Origin of the sequence: Actinokineospora auranticolor (assembly GCF_041897805.1) — a bacterium.
GTDB lineage: Bacteria > Actinomycetota > Actinomycetes > Mycobacteriales > Pseudonocardiaceae > Actinokineospora > Actinokineospora auranticolor.
On the sequence record NZ_CP154825.1, the window covers coordinates 5297575 to 5319928 of the forward strand.

Consider the following 22354-nt stretch of genomic DNA (forward strand, 5'->3'; position numbering starts at 1 on the left):
CGCGGTGATCACCAGGGCACGGGCCCGGAATCGTTGAAGTACCCGCCGGTCGGGCCGTCCGGGGGAAGGGTGGCGAGCTTGACGATGATGGCGGCGCCTTCGTCGGCGGTGCGGGTGATGCCGGGGATGTCCCGGGTGAAGTCGGTGTCGCAGGCGCCGGGGTCGGCGGCGTTGACGAGGACCCCTTCGGCGCGCAACGCCTTGGCGTACTGGACGGTCAGGGAGTTGACCGCGCTCTTGGACGGCGCGTAGGCGGCGAAGGGCGGCAGGGCGGCGAGGCCGCCGTCCGGGTCGGACATCCGGGCCATCGAGGCCAGTCCACTGGAGACGTTGACCACGCGCGGCGCGGCGGACCGGCGCAGCAGCGGCAGGAGGGCGTCGGTCACCGCGATCACGCCGAAGACGTTGGTGGCGAACACTTCCCGGTACGCCACGAGGTCCACCGCCCCCGGCGGCTGCGCGGCGAAACCGCCGGAGATCCCGGCGTTGTTGACCAGCACGTCGAGGCGGCCGAACCGCTCGTCCAGCTCCTTCGCCGCAGCGGCGATCGAGTCGTCGGAGGTGACGTCCAGTTCGACCGACTCGACCCCGAGCTCCGCCGCGGCGTCGACGCCCCGGGACCGGTCCCGGCTGCCCAGCACGACGGTCATCCCCCGGTCGGCCAACCCGGCCACCACCGCCCGACCGATCCCCCGGTTGCCCCCGGTGACCAGCGCGATTGTCTGTTCGTTCATGACACCGAGTCCACCAGCGGTGTGCGCGCGGGGCCAACACCGATCCCGACCCGACCGATACCCTGGAGGTATGGATCTGCCGGAGACCCGGGAGCTGACCTACTTCGTCGCCGTCGCCGAGGAACTGCACTTCGGCCGCGCCGCCGAGCGGCTGGGCATGACCCAGCCGCCGCTGTCGCGCGCCATCCGGCAGCTGGAGCGGCGAACCGGGACGGAGCTGTTCGAACGCACCAGCCGCCGCGTCGAGCTGACCCCGGCGGGCGCCGCCCTGCTCGACGAGGCCCGGGTGGCCCTGGCGGCGGTCGCCGCCGCCGTGCGCCGGGCCCGCCGGGCCGGTCAGCCGCGCCGAACCCTGACCGTGGCGATGAAACCGGGCGGCGACGGGGGCCTGCTGCCGGGGCTCGTCGAGGCGTACCGGGCGCACCCGGACTCGGTGCCGGTGGACGTGGTCTGCCGCGTCCAGGAGCGGGCCGACCTGGTCCGCCAGGGGGTGGCCGACCTCGCGCTGCTGCACCGCCCCGGCGACGACTTCACGGGCCTGGCCGGGGAGGACCTGGTCACCGAGCGGCAGATCGCGGTGCTGTCGGCGGACCACCCGCTCGCGGCGGCGCGGAGCGTGCGCCTGGCCGACCTCCCCCGCCCGCTGTGGCCGCCCAAACACGACCCGAACGCCCCCGCCGTCTCCGACATCGGCCAACTCATGCAACTGACAGCCATGCGCCGCCTGTCCGCCGTCGTCCCCGAGTCGGCGGCGGGCCACCTGCGCCACGACCTGCGGGCGGTCCCGGTGGTCGACGCACCGCCGACCACCCTGGTCCTGGCCTGGCCGGAACACTCCCGCTGCCCCCACACCGCGCTCTTCGTCCACCTGGCGACCAGCCGGTCCGCGTAACCGCGCTCCTGGCTCAGAGGGTGGCGGGGGTAGGGGTCGCCCGGGTGCGCGGTGTGCGGAGCACGCCGCGGATGGCGCATTCGGCCACCGCCAGGTTGATGCCCCAGGCCGCGCCCAGCAGGAGGGCTCGGGGGACCTCTCCCGGCTGCCCCGCGACCAGCACCCAGGGCAGGGTGGTCAACGCCTGGGTACCGGCGGCGACGCCGATGGCGTAGGCGCGGGTCAGCCAGGCGCGGTGGGCGGCGACGTGGCCGCGGCGGATCGCGAGGAAGCCGAGTACCAGGGCGACCGCCATGCCCGTGCCGAAAATGACGCGGAACGCGGCGAGCAACGGGCCGTCGTGGGCGGGGAGGTCGTAGGTCGCGGTCATCCACAGGCCGGAGAGGGCGGCGATCAGTCCACAAGGGAGGATCACGCGGCCCGCGCGGCGGTGCCATCCCGTCCGGCGTAACCCGGGCATGAACTGGAAGGCACCCCCCACGCAGAACACGGTGGCGCCGACGATGTGCAGCGCCACCGGGATCGGGGCGGCGAAGAACCGGGCGTTCTCCGTCGTGACCGCCGCCCCACCGGCCAGTTGGGACAGTCGGAACGCGCCCGCGGCGACGGGGATGAGGCTGAGGGCGACCAAGGCCAGGGGTAACCGGAGGCGGCGGAGCGGGGTTGGGGTCATGCCGTGAATGGTGTCGGGGCGCGGGGGTCAGGCACATCGGGGGAAAGTCCGACTTCGGGGGTGGCCGGAAGTCCGACTCCGCGACCGGACTTCCGGCTACCCCAACCGGTTCGTCTCGTGCGCCCACATCGCGACCTCCACGCGGTTGCGGGCGCCGAGCTTGGTCATGAGGCTGGTGATGTGCGACTTGACCGTGCTGAGCGTGATGTGGAACTGCTCGGCGATCTCGTTGTTGGTCCGGCCGCGCGCGACGGCGGTGAGGATCTGCTCCTCCCGCTCGGTCAGCGGGTCCAGCGGTTGCGCGCGGGTCCCCGGTTCCTGGGCGGCGAACGCGGCCAGCAACCGGGCGGTGACGCTGGGCGCGATGAGCGCGTCCCCCCGCGCGGCGGCGTGCACGGCCTGGGAGAGCATGTCCGCGCCCGCGTTCTTGAGCAGGAACCCGCGGGCGCCCGCCCGTAGCGCCGCGTAGACGTGCTCGTCGAGGTCGAAGGTGGTGATGACCACGACGGGGATCGGGTCCGGCACCCCCGGCCCGGCCAGCGACCGGGTGGCCTCGATGCCGTCGAGGACCGGCATGCGGATGTCGAGCAGGCACACGTCCGGGCGCAGCGCCCGCGCCAGGTCGACGGCCTCGCGGCCGTCCGCCGCCTGGCCGACGACCTCGATGCCCGGCTGCGCGCCGAGGATCATGGCCAGCCCGGTGCGCACGATCTCCTGGTCGTCGGCGACCAGCACGCGCAGGCTCATCCGGGCAGCACCGCGGTGACCGTCCACCCGCGACCCTCGTTCGGCCCCGCCTGGCAGGTGCCGCCGAGCAGCGCGGCGCGCTCGATCATGCCGGTGAGCCCGAACCCGGCCGGTCGCGCGGCGGCGGGTTCGCCGTCGTCGCTGACCTTCAGCCGCACCTCGCTCCGCGCCACGACGACCCGGACGTCGACGCGGGTGGCGTGCCGGGCGTGGCGGCGCGCGTTGGTGACGGCCTCCTGCGCGAGCCGGTAGAGCGCGGCGCCGACGGGCGACGGCAGCCTGCCCGCGTCCCCGATCACCTCGACGGCGACCTCGGGACGCCCACCCGAGGACAGCGCCTCGATGTCGCCCGCGCACGGCCCGGGGGTCCGGTCGGGTTCGTCGGCGGCCCGGAGGATGCGGACGATGCCGCGCATCTCGTCGAGCGCCCGGGCGGCCTCGGCCTCGATCAGGCGCAGCGCGTCGACCGCGGCGTCGGGGTCGGCGGGCGCGATCGCGATGCCCGCCTGGGCGCGGATGGCCATGGCGGACACGTGGTGCGCGACGGTGTCGTGCAGGTCGCGCGCGAGCCGTTCGCGCTCCAGGAGCGTGACCTGGTCGAGTTCACGGGTGCGCGCGCGGTGGCGGTACCGGACGGCGGCACCGGTCGCCATGGCGGCGAAGAGGATCACGACCCCGGCGACGGCGTCGGCGGGGCGCAGGTAGCCCAGCGCGACGGCCAGCCCGACCTTGGCCGTCACGGCACCCGCCCCGATGACGGCCGCGCGACCGGAGCCCCACCGGACGAGCGCGAACGGGAGGAACAGCAGGTAGAGCAGCACGTGCTGCTCGGGGTACTCCCGGTCCGTCACGAGCGACACCGCCGCGCAGACCCCGAAGGCCAGGAGCACCGCGACCAGCGGAGACGACCGGCGGATGAGCAGCGTTCCGGTCAGCCCCGCGGAGACCACGGCGGAGAGGATGGGCGCGGTCAGGCCGGGCCGGAAGATCGCTTCCAGGACGGCGGTGGCGGCGAGCGCGAGCACGAGCGCCCAGTCCCAGCCACTACGGCCGGGCACCGGGACGGGACGCGGTTCGCGCCAGAAGGACTGGAGCACGCCGTAGTGTACGAACCCGCCCGACCTCGCCGGATCATCCGAAAGTACGACGCCCCCTCACCGTCCGGACGACCGGTTCGCGACCAGGAGTTCGATGCCGTCGAGGACCCGGTCGAGACCGAAGTCGAGGGCCTGCCCCTGCCCGCCGGGGTCGGCGAGCGCCCGCGCGAGGGCGGGGAAGCGGTCCTCCCGGCCCTCGACGAGCTGGGCGAACGAGCGGTGGATCGCCGCCTCTGGGTTCGTCGCGGCGGCCCACTGCTGGGCGATGGCCCGGGCGTGGCCCGCCAGGGTGGCGACGGTGTCGAGGGCCTCGGAGCCCGCCAGCGGGGTGTCGGCGAGGGCGACGAGGGCGCGTTCGAGCCAGGTGAGTTCGTTCGGGCCGATGGGTCGGGGTCCGACGGTGGCCTCGGTGGTCCACGGATGGGTGGTGAACCGGTCGTAGATGGCGTGGGTCCACCGCCGCAGGCACGCGCGCCACCCGTCGGCGCACGGTTCGGGTGCCTCGCCCAGCGCGGTGTCGATCATGACGGCGACCAGCTCGTCCTTGCCCGGCACGTACCGGTAGAGCGCCATCTTCGTCACCCCCAGTCGTTCCGCGACGCGCTGCATGGTCGCCGCGGGCAGCCCGTCGGCGTCGGCCACGGCGATGGCCGCGCCCGCGATGTCGGCGACGGTCAGCGTCGGCCGCGGCCCCCGCGTCGCGGTGGGGCGGGCACCCCAGAGCAGGTCCGTGGTCGGGTCGGGCATCGGCGCTCCCTTGCGAAGTCGACTGTGTCCATCATAAACTGTTTCCGACGGACACAGATACCTGAGGAGGACCGATGTCGCTGTCGGGAGTGCGCGTGCTGGTGTCGGGGGCGGGCGTGGCGGGTCCCGCCCTGGCGTGGTGGCTGGGCGAGTACGGCGCGGAGGTGACCGTCGTCGAGGTCGCGCCGACCCTGCGGGCGAGCGGGTTCGCGATCGACTTCCGCGGCCCAACCCACTTCGACGTCCTGCGCCGCATGGACGTGCTGGACGAACTGACCGCCCTGCAGACCCACGGCGGCGCGATGACCTGCGTGGACGAGGACGACCGCGAGGTGTTCACCCTGCCCGCCGAGTTCGCGGGCGGCGACCTGGAGATCCGCCGCGCCGACCTGTCCCGGGTCCTCTACGAGCGGTCGCTCCCCCGCGCGGAGTACCTGTTCGGCGACCGGGTCACCGCCATGGCCGACCGCCCGGACGGCGTCACGGTCGACTTCGCGCGCGCAGGGACCCGGACCTTCGACCTCGTGGTCGGCGCCGACGGCCTGCACTCGACCGTCCGCCGGTTGACGTTCGGCCCGGAGTCCGACTTCGTCCGCCACCTGGACTACTACATCGCGGGATGGGACCTACCCAACGACCGCGACTACAAGACGACACCACACCAGTACAACGAGCCCGGTCGCATGGTGAGCGTGTCCGCGCACCAACACGACCCGCAACTCGCCGGCGCTCTTACCGTCTTCGCCTCACCACGCCTGGACAACGACTGGGACGACGTGGAGGGTCAGAAGAAGGTCATCCAGAAGGCGTTGTCCGGCCTGGGTTGGCACACTCCCCACCTCTTGGCGCACCTCGACGCGGTAGACGACCTCTACTTCGACTCGATCAGCCGCGTCCACGCCCCGAAGTGGACGTCGGCTCGGGTGGCCCTGCTCGGCGACGCCGCCTGGGGTGTGACCTTGGGCGGGATGGGCGTCGGCACGGCGGTCGTCGGCGCGTACGTGCTGGCCGGTGAACTCGCGCGCACCGGCGGGGATCCGTCGGCGTTGGTGGCGTACGAGGAGTTGATGCGGCCGTACGCGAGCAAGTGGCAGAAGGGCGCGAACCCGGGCAAGTTCATGGCCCCGGCGACGGCGCCGGGGCTGTGGTTCCGCAACAAGCTGTTCAACACCAAGGCGTTCCAGAACACGCTGGTCAAAGCGACCCAGAAGTTCGCCACTTCCCCGGAACTGCCCGACTACCCGGCCCTGCTCGGCCGTGCCTGACCGCCACGGCGAGGATCAGCCGAGGTCGGCAACCCGCTGGAGAACCCCGGTTTCTCCCTTAACCGCCCGGAACGCGTGGCCGGTCGAGGTGGGGCCGGTCGGGTGTCCCGACCGACCCCACCGGTCACTCGCGGACGCCGATGGCGTCGATGGGGCGCGGGCGGAGGGCGACGCGGGTCGGGATGACGACCGAGAGGAGGCCCAGCAGCGCCGCGGCGCCGATGATGCCCAGGTAGACGGTCACCGGCCCGGCCGGGAGCGGGCTCCCCGACACCCCGATGCCGAGCAGCGCCAAGGGGATCACCGGGATCAGGGACCCGATGACGATCGCGATGCCCGCCGACACCACCGCCTCCGTGAGCATCATCCGGCGGACCTGGCGGCGGGTGGCGCCGACGAGGCGGAGCAGGGCGAACTCGCGGGCGCGCTGGGTCGTGGTCATCACCAGGGTGTTGGCCACGGAGATCACGATGTAGCCCAGGATGACGCCGAGCGCCACCATGTTGACCCAGAACTGCTGGTCGCGCAGCGCGCTCCCGGCCGCCTCCATGGCCGCGCGGTCGGCGACGGTCAGGGTCGGGAAGCGGGCCGTCAACCCGCGCAGGGCGGCGGTCACGGCGGCCGGGTCGGCGGTGGGTTCCCGGCGGACCAGGACCGACGTGTCCAACTGGTCGGTGGTGTGCGCGCGGGCCAGGGTCGCGGGCAGCACGTAGTCGCCGAAGGCCTGGTCGTGGGTGTAGGTCGCGACCACGCGCAGGGTGATGGGGGTTCCGTCGCCGAGGTGCACGGCGAGTTGGTCGCCGATGGCCTTCTCCTGCCAGTCGGCCTCGGCCTGGCTCAACGCCACCGCGTCACCGGTGAGCGCGCCCAGGTCGCCGCGCACGTCGCCCAGGTCGAGGGCGCCGCGGACCTGCGCGCCGTCCACGCCGAGGGCCGCAACGGTGTGGACCTCGACCTGGCCCGCCACGTCGGTCGCGGTGATCACCTGGGTGCGCACCAGCGGTGTCACCGCGGCCACCCCCGGGACCTCGCGGACGGCGGCGGTCACGGCGGGCGGGAGACCGCCGATCTGGCCGGTCAGCACGTGGTCGGCGACGGTGGCCCGGTCGGTCTCCCGCTGGGCCGCCTCGTCGACCACCGCGGCGCTGAAGAACTGGGCGATGGCGAACCCGACCGCCAGCATCAGCGGGGTCACCGCGGCGGCGAGCCTGCGGGTGTTGGCGACGCTGTTGGCCGCCGCGAGGTAGCCGCCGACCCGGGAGAACCGGCTCAGCGGACCGGCCACGAGCCGGATGGCCCGGCCGACCACCAGCGGCCCGAGCACGGCCAGCCCGATGACGATCAGCAGCGCCGACATCACGCTCACCCCGGCCGCCACCGGTCCGCGCAGGAACAGCGGCGCGGTCGCCGCGCCGAGGCCCAGCACCAGCACGACCACGCCGATCGACGTCCGCGTCCGGCCCAGCCCGCGCGGCTCGATGGCCGCCTCGCCCAGCGCCTCCACCGGCGAGATCCGCGACGGCCTGCGCGCGGCCGACCAGGCCGCGAGCCGGGCGGCACCCAGCCCCAGCAGCACGGCGCCCACCGGCGGCAGCGGTCCGAGGGTCAGCTCGAAGTCACCCGGCAGCACGCCGATCGAGGCGAACGCGTCCCGCAGCCACCCGGCCACGAACAGCCCGCCGACACCGCCGAGCACCCCCGCCACCACGGCGACCAGCGTCGTCTCGGCGGCGATCAGCGAGCGGATCTGCCGGGGCGTGGCCGCGATGGCGCGCAGCAGGGCGAACTCGCGGCGGCGCTGGGCCACCGACAGGGCCAGCGTGCTGCTCACCACGAACATCATCACCAGCAGCGCGACGCCCGCGAACGACCCGGAGATCGCCAGCAGGATGGTCCGGCCCTGGCCGACGTCGCTAAACTCGATCATGCCCCGGTCGACGCCGGTGGTCACGGTGACCGCGTCGCCCAGCGCGGACTCCAGCCGCTCGGCGACCGCGTCGGCATCGCCGTCGGTGAGGACGGCGACCGCGTGCAGCCTGCCCGGCCTGCCGAACAGCTCGGCCGCGCGCTCGGTCGTGAAGAACACGGCCGTCTGCCGGGACAGGCCGGGCGAGGTGAGGCCGGTGACCCGGTACTCGCGGGTGCCCGCCGAGGTCTCGATCCGGACCTGGTCGCCGGTCCGGACACCGGCCCGCTCGGCCAGGGCCTGGTCGAGCACGACCTGGTCCGGTCCGGCGGGGGCGTCCCCGGCCAGGGTGAACGGGGCCAGCGCGACCGATTCCCAGCCGTGGCCGCGCACCGGCGGCCCGGCGGGGACGCGGCCGTCGGGGGTGATCACGGCGGCCGCGAAGTCGACGTCACCGACCGCCGACCGCACGCCGGGGACGGCCGCGACCCGCGCGACCAAGTCGGCGGGGACGGTCGGCTGCTCGGCAACGGACTGCGCCGAGAGCACGTCCGCGCCCTCCGGCCGCACTGACTGCTTGCCGCCCACTACAACGGGCGCGGCGGCGTAGCGCTCGGTGGGTACACCGGAGCTGATGCCGGATTCGATAAGGACACCGCAGGCCGCCACTACGGCCGTACCACAGAGGACAGCGAGAAACGCGCCGACGAACCCGCCTAGTCGCGACTTGACCGTTTGCCAGGACAACGCGAGCACGGTCACCACTCCCCGAGGTGGGTCATGCGGTCGGCGACCTTCTCCGGCGTCGGGGAGACCAGCGAGCCCGCCAGCCTGCCGTCGGCCAGGAACAGGACGCTGTGCGCGTAAGAGGCGGCCACCGGGTCGTGCGTGACCATGAGCACGGTCTGCCCTGTCGTGTCCACCAGGCCCCGTAGTAGCTCCAGCACCTGCTTGCCAGTACGTGTGTCGAGCGCGCCGGTGGGCTCGTCGGCCAGCAGCACCTCCGGCCGGGTGACCAACGCGCGCGCGATGGCCACCCGCTGCTGCTGACCACCGGACAGCTCCGCCGGGCGGTGCCCGAGGCGGTCGGTGATGCCGACCCGCGTGGCGACCTCCCGCAGCCAGCCGGGGTCGGCCTCGCGGCCCGCGAGTCGCAACGGGAGCGTGATGTTGCGCACCACGTCCAGCGACGGCACCAGGTTGTACGCCTGGAAGATGAACCCGATCCGGTCACGGCGCAGCGCGGTCAGCGCGTTCTCGTTGAGCCCGCCGAGGTCGGTGTCGCCGAGCAGGACCCGGCCGGACGTCGGCTTGTCCAGCCCGGCGGCGCAGTGCAGGAAGGTGCTCTTGCCGCTGCCGGAGGGCCCCATGACCGCCGTGAAACTGCCTTTCTCCAGCCCGACCGTGACCCCGTCGAGTGCCGTGACGGCGCCCCCACCACGGCCGTAGACCTTGCGCACCGCCTCTAGTCCGAGCGCCCGCATCCCCTTGTCCTCCCCTTGCTGTCCGATGAGGACAAAGGTACGAGGCGGCGGCGGTGGCCACGATCCCGCGGGCGGGCGGATCGGGGGTAGCGCCAGCACCACCACGGACCGGGGGTCGCCCCGATGCCGCACAATCGCGGCCATGCGCTCCGCACTGGCCCGGGTCTGGGCCGCGATCAAGTACCTGGCCGTCGGCGGCGGCACGGCGCTGCTCGGGTTCGTCGCCCTGGTCGGACTCGCCGTGGTCGCCGCGCTGAGCCTGGTCGGCATCGGCCTGCCCGCCCTGCCCGAGGCCGCCCGGGTGCTGCGGGTGCTGGCGAACCGGGAGCGGCGGCGCGCGGGCGCGGCGCTGGGCGAGGCGATCCCCGAGGCGTACCGGCCGGTCACCGGCCCGCTGCCCACCCAGGTCCGGACCGTGCTCACTGACCCGGCGACGCGGCGCGACCTGGCGTGGCTGGTGCCGCACGCGCCCATCGGCATCCTGCTGGGCAGCGTCGCGATCGGCCTGCTCCCCGCCGCGGTCAACCAGTGGGCGATCCCGTTCTACTGGTACCTGGTCCCCGGCGGCGCGCCCAGCGGGTTCGACTACCGGGTGACGTCGTGGCCGCAGGCGGGGTTCGCCGTGGTCGTCGGGTTCCTCTACGCCTCGCTCACCCTGGCGCTGCCCCGTCTCGCCCGTGCGCAGGCCCGGTACGCCCGGTGGCTGCTGCGGCCCGCGCCGGGCGTGGCGCTGTCGGACCGGGTGGCCGAGCTGACCGCGACCCGGGCCGCGGCGCTGGACGCGCACGGCGCCGAGCTGCGCCGCATCGAGCGGGACCTGCACGACGGCACCCAGGCCAGGATCGCGGCGGTGATCATGCAGCTGGGCATCGCCGGGCAGCTGCGGTCACGGGACGCGGACGCGGCGTTCGACCTGGTCCGCAAGGCGCAGGAGACCGCGGAGTCGGCGCTGGTCGAGCTGCGGGACGTGGTGCGCAGCATCTACCCGCCGGTGCTGTCCGACCGCGGCCTCGACGGCGCGGTCACCGCGCTGGCCGCGCGCTGCCCGATCCCCTGTGAGCTGGACCTCGCCCTGGCCGGGCGGCCACCGGCGGCGGTGGAGGCGGCGGCATACTTCATCATCGCCGAGGCGCTGACCAACGTCACCAAGCACTCGGGCGCGGAACGGGCCAGGATCCGACTGGGGACGGCAGAGGACAGGGTGCAGATCACGGTGGTCGACGACGGCCGCGGCGGTGCCGACGAGGCGCGGGGCAGCGGCCTGGCGGGCATCCGCCGCCGGGTGGCGGCGCTGGACGGGACCGCGGCCCTGACCAGTCCGGCGGGCGGACCGACCGAATTGCGGGTGGAGCTGCCATGCGGGTTGTGATCGCGGAGGACGACGCCCTGCTGCGCGAGGGCCTGGTGCTGCTGCTGAGCACGGCGGGCATCGAGGTGGTCGCGGCCGTGGACAACGCCACCGACTTCCGCGCCGCGGTCGAGGCGGAACAACCGGACGCGGTGGTCGTCGACGTGCGGCTCCCACCGACCTTCACCGACGACGGCCTGCGCGCGGCGGTCGAGGCGCGGCGGGCCCGGCCGGGGCTGCCGGTGCTGGTGCTGTCGGCGTTCGTGGAGGACAGCTACGCGGCCGAACTGCTCGCCGACGGCGCCGGGGCGGTCGGCTACCTGCTCAAGGAACGGGTCGGCCGGGTCGACCAGTTCCTCGACGCCCTGCGCCGGGTCGCGGCGGGCGGCACCGCGATGGACCCCGAGGTGATCGCGCAGTTGCTGGTGCGCCGCAAGCCGGACGACCCACTGGCGACCCTCACCGCGCGCGAACGGGAAGTGCTGTCCCTGATGGCCGAAGGCCACGGCAACGGCACGATCGGCCAACTCCTGGTGATCAGCGACGGCGCCGTGCACAAGCACATCCGCAACATCTTCGGCAAACTCAACCTCCCCAGCGATGACGCGGGCCACCGCCGAGTCCTCGCGGTCCTGGCCTACCTCAACGCTTCCTGACCACCCCGGGGCTAGTCCGTGCCCGACTCCTTGAACGCCGCCACGGCCGTGGGCAACGTGGCGAAGACGCGGTCCTCGCCGATGCGGTCGAGGAAGCCCGCGCGGTGGAGGTCGGCGCGGAGTTCGTGTTTGACGTGGGCCATGGCGAGGGTGACGCCGTGGTGGGCCAGTTCGGCGCGGAGGTCTTCCAGGGCGTCCACGGCGGTGAGGTCGATCTCGATGTTGGCCTCCGCGTTGAGCAGCAGCCAGCGGGGTGGGGTTCGGGCGGCGGTGACGGCGGCGAGGGCGCGTTGGCGGAAGTCCTCGGCGTTGGCGAAGAACAGCGGGGCGTCGTAGCGGTAGACGACCAGTCCCGGGACCTGCTCCGCGTCGGGGTGGTCGTCGACGTCGTGCATGCCCGCGAGGCCGGGGACGTAGCCGAGGATGCCGTCGTGCGGCCGGGCCACGCGCCGCAGGACGTCCACAAGGGACATCGCGATGGCGGCGAGGACGCCGTGCAGGACGCCGAGTGCGAGGACGGCCACCACCGTGGTGAGGGCGATCAGCAGTTCACCGCGGCGGAAGCGGGCCAGGCGGGCGAACTCGCCGACGTCCACCAGCCGGACGGCGGCGAAGATGACCAGGGCGCCCAGGGCGGCGGCCGGGAAGGACGCCAGCAGCGGTCGACCGGCCAGCAGGATCACCGCCACCGCCGCCAGGGCCACCAGCGAGTGCAGCTGGGTGCGGCTGCCCACCGCCACCCCGATCGACGTCCGGCTCGCGCTGCTGCTGACCGGGAACCCGCGCAGCAGACCGCTCGCCGCGTTGGCCGCGCCCAGCGCCAGCAGCTCGGCGTTGGCGTCGATCCGGTGCCCGGCGCGAGCCGCGAAGGACCGCGCGGTCAGCACGTTGTCCGAGTAGCCGACCAGGGCCACCCCCAGCGCGGGCAGGAGCAGCGCGCCCAGGTCCGCGAACGAGACCGCGGGCAAGGACGGCAGGGGAAACCCCGCCTGCACCGCCCCGACCACCCGTACGCCGATCTCGTCCAGGGAGAACAGCACCGTCGCCGCCGTCGCCAGCAGGACGGCGATCAGCTGCGCAGGCAACCTCGGCCACCGCCGCGCCACGACAACCAGGAACGCCAGCACCGAACACGACAACACCACCGTCGGCCCGTGCGCCTCAGGCACCGCGCGGACGAACGACACCACCTCGTCCCACGCGGACTCACCGCCGACCCGGACGCCGATGACCTTGCCCAGTTGCCCCAGCACCATCAGCGCCGCGATCCCGGCCATGTACCCGACCAGCACCGGCTTCGACAGCAGCGACGCCAGGAAACCCAGCCGCGCCAACCACCCCACGACACACAGACCCGCGACCACCAACGCCAGCGCCGCCGCCAGCACCGCGTGCCGACCCGGGTCGCCCCCGGCGAGCGGCGCCACGGCGACCGCCGTCATCAACGCCGTCGACGACTCGGGCCCCACCGAGATCTGCCGCGAGGTCCCCACCAGCGCGTACACCGCCAGCGCCCCGACGGCCGCCCACAGCCCGGCGACCGGCGCGACGCCCGCGACCTCGGCGTACGCCATGACCTGCGGCACCAGGAACGCCGCCACCGTCACCCCGGCGACCACGTCGCCCCGCAGCCACGGCCGCTCGTACCGCCGCAGAACCGCGAACCCGCGCGAAGCCATGACCGGCATCGTACGGCGGTCCGTCCACAGCGGGTCCCCGTCCACCGGTGCCGTTGGTCCCCGCCCGACCGCGACCGCGGTCCCTGTCCCGGCGCCCCGGCGCGGTGGCATCGTCGCGAGTGGACAGGAAAGGGGAAGTCATGGACACCGACCAACTCGACCCGACCCCGGTCACCCAGGTGCTGGTGCGCGGCGTCGCCGGTGACGGCATCGAGGACTACGCGCTGGACAAGATCGAGTCGACCCTGCGCCGCCTGGGCACCCCGCCGCGCCGCGTCCGGGTCACCGTCACGGTCGCCGCGGACCCCGCGGTCGCCGAGCCCGTCACCGCGCACGCCGACGTGGACCACGACCACCTGTCCCCCGTGCACGTCACCGCGCACGCCGCGACACCGAGGGCGGCCGTCGACCGCCTCCGCCACACCCTGATCCGCCGTCTCTCCTCAGCCTGACGAGCACCCCCTCCGACGGACGGCGGCAACCGACCGCGTGCCGAGGACGCCACCCCCAGCGCCCTCGGCACGCCCCTCCGCCTCGGGTCGCCGAGCGCGACCCGAGGGCGCACGATCGGAGGGGATCCGCTCACGTGGGGTTCATCCCGAGTTGACCCGGATCTTGCTATCATTGGTCTAAACCACCTAGCGGTCCGGTACCTAGACGACGGGGAGCCCATGGAGATCGTGATCGTGCCCGACCGCGCCGCGGTGGGAGAGCTGGCGGCGGGCGTCATCGCCGACCTGGTGACCCGCAAGCCGGACGCGCTGGTCGGGGTGGCCACCGGGTCCAGCCCGCTGCCGGTCTACGCGGCGCTGGCCCAGCGGGTGCGCGACGGGGTCACCGACGTCGGCCGGATGCGCGTGTGCCAGCTCGACGAGTACGTCGGCCTCCCGCCCGAGCACCCGCAGACCTACCGCGCGGTGATCGAGGAAGAGGTCCTGCGACCGCTGGGCCTGTCCGCCGAGTCCTTCCTCGGGCCGGACGGCACCGCCGACGACCTGCCCCGCGCGTGCGCGGACTACGAGCTCGCCCTGCGCGACGCGGGCGGGGTGGACCTCCAGCTGCTCGGCATCGGCTCCGACGGGCACATCGGCTTCAACGAGCCGTGCTCGTCCTTCGGCTCCCGCACCCGGGTCAAGACGCTGACCCAGCAGACGCGGGTCGACAACGCCCGGTTCTTCGACAGCCTCGACGAGGTGCCCTGGCACGTGGTCACCCAGGGCATCGCCACCATCAGCGAGGCCCGGCACCTGGTGCTGGTCGCCGCGGGCGAGTCCAAGGCCGAGGCCATCGCGCTGGCCGTGGAGGGACCGCTGGCCGCCATCGTCCCGGCCTCGGCCCTGCAGCTGCACCCGCACGCCACGGTCATCGTCGACGAGGCCGCCGCGAGTCACCTCAAGCTCGCCGACTACTACCGCACCACCTACGCCGCCAAGCCGGACTGGCAGCGCCTCTGACCACTCGGGGTCGAATTTTGCGGGGCACGCATATTTGCGTGCCCCGCACTTTTGTGTACAGTGGATCTCGTGGGACTGCGGGAGAGCAAGAAGCAGCGGACGAGGGAGGCGTTGAGCTGGGCGGCGATCCGGCTGGCCGTCGAGCGGGGGTTCGACAACGTCCTCGTCGAGGACATCGCGGCCGCGGCGGGGGTGTCCCCCCGCACGTTCAACAACTACTTCTCCAGCAAGGCCGAGGCGATCGCCACCCGGCACCTCGACCGGGGCAGGCGGATCGCGGCGGAGCTGCGGGCCCGACCGGCCGACGAGCCGCTGTGGCCCGCCGTCGCCGAGTCGGTGGCGGCGGCGTTCCTCGCCATGGCGGGCGAGGACGACACCAGCGACCACTGGCAGGCGGGGGTGCGGGCGATGCTCGAACACCCCGCGCTCCAGGGCGAGGTGCTGCGGGTCAACGCCCGCGCGGACGCCGAGTTGGCCGAGGTCATCGCCGAGCGCACCGGTACCGACCCCGCGGGCATGTACCCGCGGCTGGTGGCGGGCGCGGTCGGCGCGACCATCCTGGTGGCCACCGACCACTGGCGGCGCGCGACGCCGTCCGTGCCGTTCGAGACCGTGCTGCGCGAGGCGCTGCGCCACCTGGCCAACGGCCTTTCCACACCCTGACCCGGTCCGTCCGGCCGGGGTTTCGACGGAACACACCCGCACACCGGAGGGATCAACCATGTCTCATGACGTCGTCATCGCGGGCGGCGGCCCCAACGGGCTGATGCTGGCCTGCGAGCTCAGCCTCGCGGGCAGCCACCCGATCGTGCTGGAACGGCTGCCCGAGGTCACCGAGCGGTACCGGGCCAACGGCCTGATCGGGCAGGTGGTCCGGCTGCTCGACCACCGCGGCCTGTACCAGCGGATAACCGGCACACCGGAGCCACCGCGGCCCGTGCCCGCCTTCACCTTCGGCGCGCTGCCGCTCCCGCTGGAGGACGTCCCCGACAACCCGCTGCACATCCTGCCGGTGCCGCAGCGGCGGTTGGAGGAGGTGCTGGAGCAGCGCGCGGCGGAGCTGGGCGTGGAGGTCCGCCGGGGGCACGAGCTGACCGGGTTCACCCAGGACGGCGCCGGGGTCGACGTCGACGTCGCCGGGCCCGACGGCGCCTACCGGGTGCGCGCCGACTACCTCGTCGGCGCCGACGGCGGCCACAGCCTCACCCGCAAGCTGGCGGGCATCGACTTCCCCGGCGTCACCAACGACGTCACCGTGACGCGCACGGCCCACGTCACCGTGCCCGCCGGGATCAGGGACCCGTTGACCGGCGGGCTGACCGTGCCGGGGTACGGGCACATCCCGCCGTTCCTGCACCACCGCACCGAACGCGGCCTGATCGGCTACGCACCCTTCCGGGACCGTCCCGCGCTGCTGTTCACCATCGAGTGGGACGGGTCCGCGGTCAGCGACGAGCCCATGGCGCTGGCCGAGCTGCGGGAGAGCGCCCACCGGGTACTCGGCGTCGACCTCCCGCTGACCCCACCGGACGGCGAAGGCCCCCACATGCTCCGCCGCGTCCTCGGCGGCAACACCCGGGTGGCCGAGCGCTACCGGGACGGCCGGGTGCTGCTCGTCGGCGACGCCGCCCACGTGCACGCCGCGCTCGGCGGCCCCGGCCTCAACCTGGGCTTGCAGGACGCCGCGAACCTCGGGTGGAAGCTCGCCGCCGTCCTGCGCGGCACGGTGGGCCCTGATCTGCTGGACACCTACGAGGCCGAGCGCCGCCAGGCCAGCGAGCGGGTGGTCATGCACACCGAGGCCCAGAGCGTCCTCATCTCCCCCGGACCCGCGGTCACCGCCCTGCGCACCCTCTTCGGCGAGTTCCTCGCCACCCCGACCAACCGAGCCCACGTCGCCGCGACGATGGCGGGTTCCGACATCCGCTACACCGACTCCCCCAACCCCCTGACCGGTTACTTCCTCCGCGACCTCCCACTGTCCACAGCGGACGGACCGGTGCGACTGGCCGAGTTGGCCCGCCCCGCGCGCCCCCTGCTCCTCAACCTGGTGGGCGACCCGATCATCACCAAGGCCGCGGCCCCGTGGTCCGACCGCGTGACGCTGGTCGACGCCAAGGCCGACATCCCGGTCACCGCGATCCTCATCCGCCCGGACGGCTACGTGGCCTGGGCCACCGACACGCCCACGGTGGACGGGCTCCAGGAAGCCCTCACCCGGTGGTTCGGGGCGCCCGCGTAGCCGAGAGTCTTTCTGCGCCAACAAAGTCCGGACACATGGACTGATATGTCCGACAGTTGTCAACACGGGCATCTGGGGAAACCGCAAACCCTTGTCATGGAGGGGAAGCACTTGATCGGCACCGGTGCAGGGCGGTGCGCCCTGTGGCAGCCGGAGCGGTTCGCGGGGATCAGCCTGCCCGCCGGGCACCGGCCCGATCGAGCGGGCCACAACGCGATCCAGGGCACCGTCGACCGACGCGTGCTGCCGACCGCGGGGGTGTCGGGCACCGACCGGTACCGCACGGCCGCCTCCGGCAGCGGCTTCAGCAGCAGCCAGACGATCGCGACCCGGGTGCGTTCGACTCGTCCTCCAGCCGGTCGAGGTGGGCGAGCAGGACCCGGTCGCGGCCGGCCGCCCCGGGGCGTCCGGCAGCGCCCTAATGTCGGCCAAGGGCATGTCCAGCTCACGCGGCCGCCGGTGCGCCGGTCGACGTGGCTCGGTTCGAGCAGGCCCAGCCGGTGGCGGTGGCGCGGCGCCTTGACGGTCAGGTGCGTCATCTTGGCGAACTCCCCGATGGGAATGGTGCCGGTCACGGGGTGAACATCCCGACTCCCCTCGGGGAAGGCACAAGTGGACACCGGCTGTCGGTGGCAGCCGGTAACGTCCACGCCGTGAACGTGGAGGAACGGATCCGGGAGCTCGCCGATCAGGTCGTCGTGCTGCGCGACGCCTACTACCGGGGCTCGCCGCTGGTGGCCGACGCCGAGTACGACGCCGTCGAGGACGAGCTGCGCGGGCTGATAGCGGACAACCCGGAGCTGACACCGGACCCGAACCCGCTGGACCAGGTGGGCGCGCCCGCGGTGCTGCACGCGCCGGTGCGGCACTCGCGGCCGATGCTGTCGCTGGAGAAGTCGACGACCCCGGAGCAGGTCGAGGCGTTCTTCGCGCGGTTCCCCGGTCAGCCGGTGGTGGTGATGCCGAAGCTGGACGGGCTGTCGCTGGCGCTGGTCTACGAGAACGGGCGGCTGGCCCGGGCGGTCACGCGCGGTGACGGCACGACCGGCGACGACGTCACCCCTCTGGTGCGCGCGCTCACGGCCGGGGTACCCGCGCGGATCGACGCGCCGGGCCGGGTGGAGGTGCGCGGTGAGGCGGTCATGCTGCGTTCGACCTTCGCCGCCTACAACGCCGCGCACGCCGACAAGCCGCTGATCAACCCGCGCAACGCCGCCGCCGGGACCCTGCGGGCGAAGGACCCGGCCACGGTCGCGGGCCGTGACCTGTTCTTCTTCGCCTTCGACCTCGACACCTCGGACGCGGACAGCGCCGCGGCCGACCTGGAGCAGGGCCTGAGCACGCTCGGCTTCAGCGTCGCCGACATGCGCCACTGCACCGACGCGGCCGCCGCGCAGGAGGTCATCACCACCATCGAGACCCAGCGCGACCAGTTGGACTACGACCTCGACGGCGCCGTCCTGCGGCTGGCGGACCGGGTCGCGTACGGCGCCGCCGGGACCAGGTCGAACTCCCCGCGCGGGGCGCTGGCGTACAAGTTCGCCGCCGAGGAGCGCACGACGGTGTTGAAGGCCGTGGTGTGGGACGTGGGCAAGACGGGCAAGATCGCCCCGGTCGCGCACCTGGAGCCGGTGTTCGTCGGCGGCACCACGGTCACCAGGGCGACGCTGGCCAACCAGGAAGTGATCAAGGCGCGCGGCATCCGGATCGGCGACGTGGTCCTGGTCCGCCGGGCCGGTGACGTCATCCCGTTCGTCGCGGGCGTGCTGGACGAGTCCCAGCGCACGGGCGCGGAGGAGGAGATCGTCCCGCCGGTGACGTGCCCGTCCTGCGGCCAGGCACTCGTCGAGCAGGGCAACAGCCGAGAACTGTTCTGCGTCAACGTCGCCTGCCCCGCCCAAACCGTCCGCCGGTTGATCCACTGGGCCTCCCGCGCGGCGGCCGACATCGACGCCATCGGCCAGGTCTGGATCGAACGCCTCGCGGAAGCGGGCCTGCTCGAGAACCCGTCCGACTTCTACACCCTCACCAAAGAGCAGTTGCTGGAGTTCGACCGCGTCGGCGAGGTCTCCGCCACCCGCATGATCGACTCCATCGCCACCAGCCGCGCCGTCGGCCTCCGCCGCGCCCTCATCGGCCTGGCCATCCCCATGGCGTCGGAAGGCACGGCCACCCGCCTCTGCCGCGCCGGTTTCGGCTCCCTGGAAGAGGTGGCCGACGCGGGCGAGGAGCGGCTGGTCGCCGTCGAGGACATCGGCCCCAAGGTCGCCGCCTCCCTCACCGAACACCTCACCCGCCTCCGCCCCGAACTGGAACGCCTCCGAGAGCGAGGCGTGTCCCTCGACGTCCGCGAGGAAGACCTCCCCCCGGTCGTGTCCTCGGACGCGCCCTTGGCGGGCAAGACGGTCGTGGTCACCGGTGCCATCAACGACCCCCGCTCGGGCGAGAAGGTCGCCCGCCCCACCTTCCAGCGCCTGTGCGAACAGGCCGGGGCGACCACCGCGACGTCCGTCTCCACCAACACCGACTACCTCATCACCGGGGCGGACGTGGGCGCGAGCAAGCTGACGAAGGCGGAGAAACTGGGCGTCGAGGTCGTGGACCAGAGCGAGATCTGGCAACAACTCATCGCCGCCAAGATCGTGTAGCACCCACCACCACAGTCCACATCGGACCAGTCAGTGTTCGCGCGCCTGTTGGTGCGGTACTCCACCGCACCAACAGGTTCAGCAGGCAGGGTGAACACGCCTCATATCCAGGCCAACGCGCGAACACTCGACCGCCGCCACGTTTCGAGACGAATGGCGGCGGCCCTGTCCAGCCGCCTAGTGGCATCCTCCAGCGCACAGCACTGAGGTGGTCACACCACCCGGCGAAGCCATCACGCGCACGGAAACGGTTCGGTAGAAACGGTTTGACCGACCCAGGTTCCGCCCCGCCGCGCACTTCGTCACGGAACGCCCGGCCTCCCAGCGGCAAGCGGTCTCCTTGGCCGAAGCCGCCAGACGCGGCCTTGCGGACCGGCCCGGGGCTTGAGCCGCCCGGCCATGTGCCTGCGGCGACCGCGAACCACGTCACGGCTGGGCGCCGATGAAGAAGTCGACCATCACGCGGGCGGCGTTTGGGCCGAACACCAGGGCCACGTTCGCCGGCAAGTCCACCTGGCAGGCCGCATCAGCCCAGGACTTGAACCACCCGGTCACGCGCCGACGACAGCCGCGAACCGCGTCTCGGCTGGGCGCCTGCGAAGAAGTCCACCATCACCGCACAGCGTTCGAACCGAACAACAGCGCCACGTTCGCGGCCTAATCGGCCCGACAGACCGCGCCAATCCAAGACTCGCACCGCCCGATCATGCGCCGACGACGACCGCGAACCACGTCATGACTGGGCGCCGGCGAAGAAGTCCACCATCGCCCGGGCGACATTCAAGCCGAACAAACAAAGCCACGTTCGCGGCCAAGTCGGCCTGGCAGGCCCGGCCAGCCCAGAGCTTGAGCCGCCCGGTCATGTGCAGGCGGCGACCGCGAACCGCGCCATGACTGGATGCCCGCGAAGAAGTCGGCGACAGTCCGGTCGGCGTTCGGGCCGAACAACAGCATCACGTTCGCGGCCGAGCCGGCCTGGCACAACGCCAGCCCAGGTTTGAACCGCCCGATCATGTGCGGGCGACGGCCGCGTCACGGCCGGGCGCCGGTGAAGAAGTCGGCCATCACGCGGGCGGCGTTCGGGCCGAACATCAGGGCCATGTTCGCCGCGGAGTCCGCCGCCGCGGCTCGGCTGCGTGGGAAGAGGTCGGACTCGTACGCCGCCAGTGCCGCCTCCGTGTCGTCGGGGTGCTCGACCAGTGCCCGCGCCAACTCCGCGGCGTCGTGCATGGCGAGGTTCGCGCCCTCGCCCGCGAATGGGGACATCAGGTGGACCGCGTCGCCGAGCAGGGTCACGCCGGGTTCGCGCGGCCAGCCGTGGTCGACGGGGAGGGCGTGGATCAGTCGGGGCACCAGTGGGCCGTCGGCGTCGCGCACCCGGTCGCGCAGGTCTTCGGACCAGCCGTCGAACTCTCGGAGGACGGCGCTGCGGGAGGTGGCCGGGTCGGCGAAGTCGATGGTGGCCAGCCATCCCACCTCGGCCGGTACGGCGACGTAGACGTGCAGGCTGCCGTCGGTTTCCCGGTGCGCGAGCATCGCCCGCCCCGTGCCCAGCGCGAAGAACATGCCGCCGCCGACCAGGGTGGCGGCGGTCGGGTGGGCGCGGTCGGCGTCGAGGAGGTCCACCTCGACGAAGCTGATGCCGGTGTACGCGGGCACGGCCGGGGTGAGCAGCGGCCGGATCCGCGACCAGGCGCCGTCCGCGCCGATCAGCAGGTCGGCCTCCACCGTCCCGCCGTCGGCCAGGGCGACCGCGTGCCGCCCGTCGCCGAGAGACGTGGCGCCGACGACCTTGCCGCCCCAGCGCACCGTGCCCTCGGCGAGTGACCCGAGCAGCAGCGCGCGCAGGTCGCCGCGATCGATCTCGGGTCTGCCGCCCGCGCTGTCGTCGGTCTCCTCGTGCAGCACGGTGGCGCGTTCGTCGAGCACCCGCATGGCCTGGCCGCCCGTGTGCACCTTGGTCAGGAACCGCTCGTACAGTCCCGCCGCGCGCAGCGCCACCTGCCCGGACTCCTCGTGGATGTCCAGCATCCCGCCCTGGGTCCGCGCCGCCGCCGACGGCTCGGCCTCCAGCACCTCGACCGCGACGCCGTGCACCTGCAACACCCTGGCCAGCGTCACCCCGCCGAGCCCGGCCCCGACCACGACCACCCGTCGCTTCGTCACTCCCCCAGCGTCCTGCCGCGACGCGAAGTCGGCAAACCCGGCTCAGGCCTGGACCATCGCGATCGCCGCGGCGGCCACCCGGTCGAAGGCGGCGACGTCGTCCTGCGCCCTGGCCACCAGCACCGCGCCCTCCAAGACGGCCAGCACGGTGGCGGCGCGGTCACCCGCCGCCCCCACCGATAACCCGCCGCGCTCGATCACCTCGGTCAACCACGCCTGGTTGACGCGGAAGAACTCCGCCACGCCCGCGGCGACCGCCGGTGGCACCGCGTCGGTCTCGGCGGCGAGCACCCCGCACAGGCAGGCCTCCCCGTCGAGCAGCCCTTCCCGGTACAGCGCGGCGTACCGCTCGAGGGCGTCGACCGGCCCGGCGCCGACCCGGTCGATCTCGGCCAGCCGAGCCACGAACCGCTCGGTGTAGCGGGCCACGAGCGCGACGCCGAGCTCCTCCTTGGTCGAGAAGTGGTGGTGGACGCTGGCCTTGCGGATGCCGACGGCGGCCGCGAGGTCGGCGTAGCTGAACGCGGAGTAGCCGCGGGTCCGCACGAGGTGGGTCGCGTGGTCCAGCAGGGCACCTCGGGTGTCGACACGGTCCATGACGACACCCTACCTGCCG

20 protein-coding genes are annotated in these 22354 nt (G+C 73.3%); 9 read left to right on the forward strand and 11 right to left on the reverse strand.

What is annotated here, in order from left to right; all coding sequences use genetic code 11:
- Positions 1 to 8: 8 nt before the first annotated feature.
- Positions 9 to 734, reverse strand: a complete 726-nt coding sequence (locus V5P93_RS23025) for an SDR family oxidoreductase (protein ID WP_104478819.1) — start codon at positions 732 to 734, stop codon at positions 9 to 11.
- A gap of 70 nt (positions 735 to 804) precedes the next feature.
- Between V5P93_RS23025 and V5P93_RS23030 the strand changes: the two genes are divergently transcribed.
- Positions 805 to 1626, forward strand: a complete 822-nt coding sequence (locus tag V5P93_RS23030; protein WP_104478818.1) for a LysR family transcriptional regulator — start codon at positions 805 to 807, stop codon at positions 1624 to 1626.
- A 13-nt stretch (positions 1627 to 1639) separates the two neighbouring features.
- Here the strand turns inward: V5P93_RS23030 and V5P93_RS23035 are convergent, their stop codons facing one another.
- The 4 genes from V5P93_RS23035 to V5P93_RS23050 form a co-directional block, all read right to left on the reverse strand.
- The gene (locus tag V5P93_RS23035; RefSeq protein ID WP_104478817.1) at positions 1640 to 2299 is read right to left on the reverse strand and encodes a DUF2306 domain-containing protein; all 660 of its coding nucleotides are present in this window, start codon (positions 2297 to 2299) and stop codon (positions 1640 to 1642) included.
- A 96-nt stretch (positions 2300 to 2395) separates the two neighbouring features.
- Positions 2396 to 3046 (reverse strand): response regulator transcription factor, encoded by a 651-nt coding sequence (locus V5P93_RS23040; RefSeq protein WP_104478816.1) that lies wholly within the window; start codon positions 3044 to 3046, stop codon positions 2396 to 2398.
- The gene (locus tag V5P93_RS23045; RefSeq protein ID WP_104478815.1) at positions 3043 to 4143 is read right to left on the reverse strand and encodes a sensor histidine kinase; all 1101 of its coding nucleotides are present in this window, start codon (positions 4141 to 4143) and stop codon (positions 3043 to 3045) included. Before V5P93_RS23045 ends, V5P93_RS23040 begins: the two co-directional genes overlap by 4 nt.
- 57 nt (positions 4144 to 4200) lie before the next feature.
- Entirely contained in the window at positions 4201 to 4890 is a 690-nt protein-coding gene (locus V5P93_RS23050; protein WP_104478814.1) for a TetR/AcrR family transcriptional regulator, read from the reverse strand.
- A 74-nt stretch (positions 4891 to 4964) separates the two neighbouring features.
- Between V5P93_RS23050 and V5P93_RS23055 the strand changes: the two genes are divergently transcribed.
- Complete coding sequence (locus V5P93_RS23055; RefSeq protein ID WP_104478813.1) at positions 4965 to 6155, forward strand: FAD-dependent monooxygenase; 1191 nt, start codon at positions 4965 to 4967, stop codon at positions 6153 to 6155.
- Positions 6156 to 6279: 124 nt separating this feature from the next.
- On the opposite strand, the gene V5P93_RS23060 is transcribed toward V5P93_RS23055, so the two are convergent.
- Entirely contained in the window at positions 6280 to 8823 is a 2544-nt protein-coding gene (locus V5P93_RS23060; protein ID WP_342752261.1) for an FtsX-like permease family protein, read from the reverse strand.
- Positions 8820 to 9545: an ABC transporter ATP-binding protein gene (locus V5P93_RS23065; RefSeq protein WP_104478812.1), complete on the reverse strand. Its 726-nt coding sequence runs from the start codon at positions 9543 to 9545 to the stop codon at positions 8820 to 8822. Before V5P93_RS23065 ends, V5P93_RS23060 begins: the two co-directional genes overlap by 4 nt.
- A gap of 142 nt (positions 9546 to 9687) precedes the next feature.
- Here V5P93_RS23065 and V5P93_RS23070 point away from each other — a divergent pair, with 142 nt between their 5' ends.
- On the forward strand, positions 9688 to 10914 hold the full coding sequence (locus V5P93_RS23070; protein ID WP_104478811.1) for a sensor histidine kinase: 1227 nt from the start codon (positions 9688 to 9690) through the stop codon (positions 10912 to 10914).
- Positions 10902 to 11549 carry a response regulator transcription factor gene (locus tag V5P93_RS23075; RefSeq protein WP_104478810.1) on the forward strand — a complete coding sequence of 216 codons (648 nt, stop codon included), beginning with the start codon at positions 10902 to 10904 and terminating at the stop codon, positions 11547 to 11549. The genes V5P93_RS23070 and V5P93_RS23075 overlap by 13 nt, the downstream gene beginning before the upstream one ends.
- An 11-nt stretch (positions 11550 to 11560) precedes the next feature.
- Here the strand turns inward: V5P93_RS23075 and V5P93_RS23080 are convergent, their stop codons facing one another.
- Positions 11561 to 13228: a SulP family inorganic anion transporter gene (locus tag V5P93_RS23080; protein ID WP_104479044.1), complete on the reverse strand. Its 1668-nt coding sequence runs from the start codon at positions 13226 to 13228 to the stop codon at positions 11561 to 11563.
- A gap of 140 nt (positions 13229 to 13368) precedes the next feature.
- Between V5P93_RS23080 and V5P93_RS23085 the strand changes: the two genes are divergently transcribed.
- The 5 genes from V5P93_RS23085 (at position 13369) to ligA (ending at position 19572) form a co-directional block, all read left to right on the forward strand.
- Entirely contained in the window at positions 13369 to 13680 is a 312-nt protein-coding gene (locus tag V5P93_RS23085; RefSeq protein ID WP_104478809.1) for an HPF/RaiA family ribosome-associated protein, read from the forward strand.
- A 219-nt stretch (positions 13681 to 13899) separates the two neighbouring features.
- Positions 13900 to 14682: a glucosamine-6-phosphate deaminase gene (locus V5P93_RS23090; protein WP_104478808.1), complete on the forward strand. Its 783-nt coding sequence runs from the start codon at positions 13900 to 13902 to the stop codon at positions 14680 to 14682.
- A gap of 69 nt (positions 14683 to 14751) precedes the next feature.
- Positions 14752 to 15345, forward strand: coding sequence for a TetR family transcriptional regulator (locus V5P93_RS23095; protein ID WP_104478807.1), 594 nt, complete (start codon positions 14752 to 14754; stop codon positions 15343 to 15345).
- 58 nt (positions 15346 to 15403) lie between these two features.
- Positions 15404 to 16924 carry an FAD-dependent monooxygenase gene (locus V5P93_RS23100; protein ID WP_104478806.1) on the forward strand — a complete coding sequence of 507 codons (1521 nt, stop codon included), beginning with the start codon at positions 15404 to 15406 and terminating at the stop codon, positions 16922 to 16924.
- A 653-nt stretch (positions 16925 to 17577) separates the two neighbouring features.
- Positions 17578 to 19572 (forward strand): NAD-dependent DNA ligase LigA, encoded by a 1995-nt coding sequence (ligA, locus tag V5P93_RS23105; RefSeq protein WP_104479043.1) that lies wholly within the window; start codon positions 17578 to 17580, stop codon positions 19570 to 19572.
- Between the two features lie 426 nt (positions 19573 to 19998).
- Here ligA and V5P93_RS23110 read toward each other — a convergent pair whose 3' ends face one another.
- From V5P93_RS23110 to V5P93_RS23120, 3 genes are all read right to left on the reverse strand, one after another.
- The gene (locus tag V5P93_RS23110; protein WP_281261656.1) at positions 19999 to 20127 is read right to left on the reverse strand and encodes a hypothetical protein; all 129 of its coding nucleotides are present in this window, start codon (positions 20125 to 20127) and stop codon (positions 19999 to 20001) included.
- 477 nt (positions 20128 to 20604) lie between these two features.
- On the reverse strand, positions 20605 to 21738 hold the full coding sequence (locus V5P93_RS23115) for an NAD(P)/FAD-dependent oxidoreductase (RefSeq protein WP_104478805.1): 1134 nt from the start codon (positions 21736 to 21738) through the stop codon (positions 20605 to 20607).
- Between the two features lie 42 nt (positions 21739 to 21780).
- Positions 21781 to 22335, reverse strand: coding sequence for a TetR/AcrR family transcriptional regulator (locus tag V5P93_RS23120; protein ID WP_104478804.1), 555 nt, complete (start codon positions 22333 to 22335; stop codon positions 21781 to 21783).
- Positions 22336 to 22354: the final 19 nt, after the last annotated feature.

Excerpts from the sequence above, each read along its gene's own strand:
- V5P93_RS23025 (WP_104478819.1), bottom strand. The coding sequence starts at position 734 with ATGAACGAACAGACAATCGCGCTGGTCACCGGGGGCAACCGGGGGATC.
- V5P93_RS23030 (WP_104478818.1), top strand. The coding sequence starts at position 805 with ATGGATCTGCCGGAGACCCGGGAGCTGACCTACTTCGTCGCCGTCGCC.
- V5P93_RS23035 (WP_104478817.1), bottom strand. The coding sequence starts at position 2,299 with ATGACCCCAACCCCGCTCCGCCGCCTCCGGTTACCCCTGGCCTTGGTC.
- V5P93_RS23040 (WP_104478816.1), bottom strand. The coding sequence starts at position 3,046 with ATGAGCCTGCGCGTGCTGGTCGCCGACGACCAGGAGATCGTGCGCACC.
- V5P93_RS23050 (WP_104478814.1), bottom strand. The coding sequence starts at position 4,890 with ATGCCCGACCCGACCACGGACCTGCTCTGGGGTGCCCGCCCCACCGCG.
- V5P93_RS23055 (WP_104478813.1), top strand. The coding sequence starts at position 4,965 with ATGTCGCTGTCGGGAGTGCGCGTGCTGGTGTCGGGGGCGGGCGTGGCG.
- V5P93_RS23065 (WP_104478812.1), bottom strand. The coding sequence starts at position 9,545 with ATGCGGGCGCTCGGACTAGAGGCGGTGCGCAAGGTCTACGGCCGTGGT.
- V5P93_RS23070 (WP_104478811.1), top strand. The coding sequence starts at position 9,688 with ATGCGCTCCGCACTGGCCCGGGTCTGGGCCGCGATCAAGTACCTGGCC.
- V5P93_RS23075 (WP_104478810.1), top strand. The coding sequence starts at position 10,902 with ATGCGGGTTGTGATCGCGGAGGACGACGCCCTGCTGCGCGAGGGCCTG.
- V5P93_RS23080 (WP_104479044.1), bottom strand. The coding sequence starts at position 13,228 with ATGGCTTCGCGCGGGTTCGCGGTTCTGCGGCGGTACGAGCGGCCGTGG.
- V5P93_RS23085 (WP_104478809.1), top strand. The coding sequence starts at position 13,369 with ATGGACACCGACCAACTCGACCCGACCCCGGTCACCCAGGTGCTGGTG.
- V5P93_RS23090 (WP_104478808.1), top strand. The coding sequence starts at position 13,900 with ATGGAGATCGTGATCGTGCCCGACCGCGCCGCGGTGGGAGAGCTGGCG.
- V5P93_RS23100 (WP_104478806.1), top strand. The coding sequence starts at position 15,404 with ATGTCTCATGACGTCGTCATCGCGGGCGGCGGCCCCAACGGGCTGATG.
- V5P93_RS23120 (WP_104478804.1), bottom strand. The coding sequence starts at position 22,335 with ATGGACCGTGTCGACACCCGAGGTGCCCTGCTGGACCACGCGACCCAC.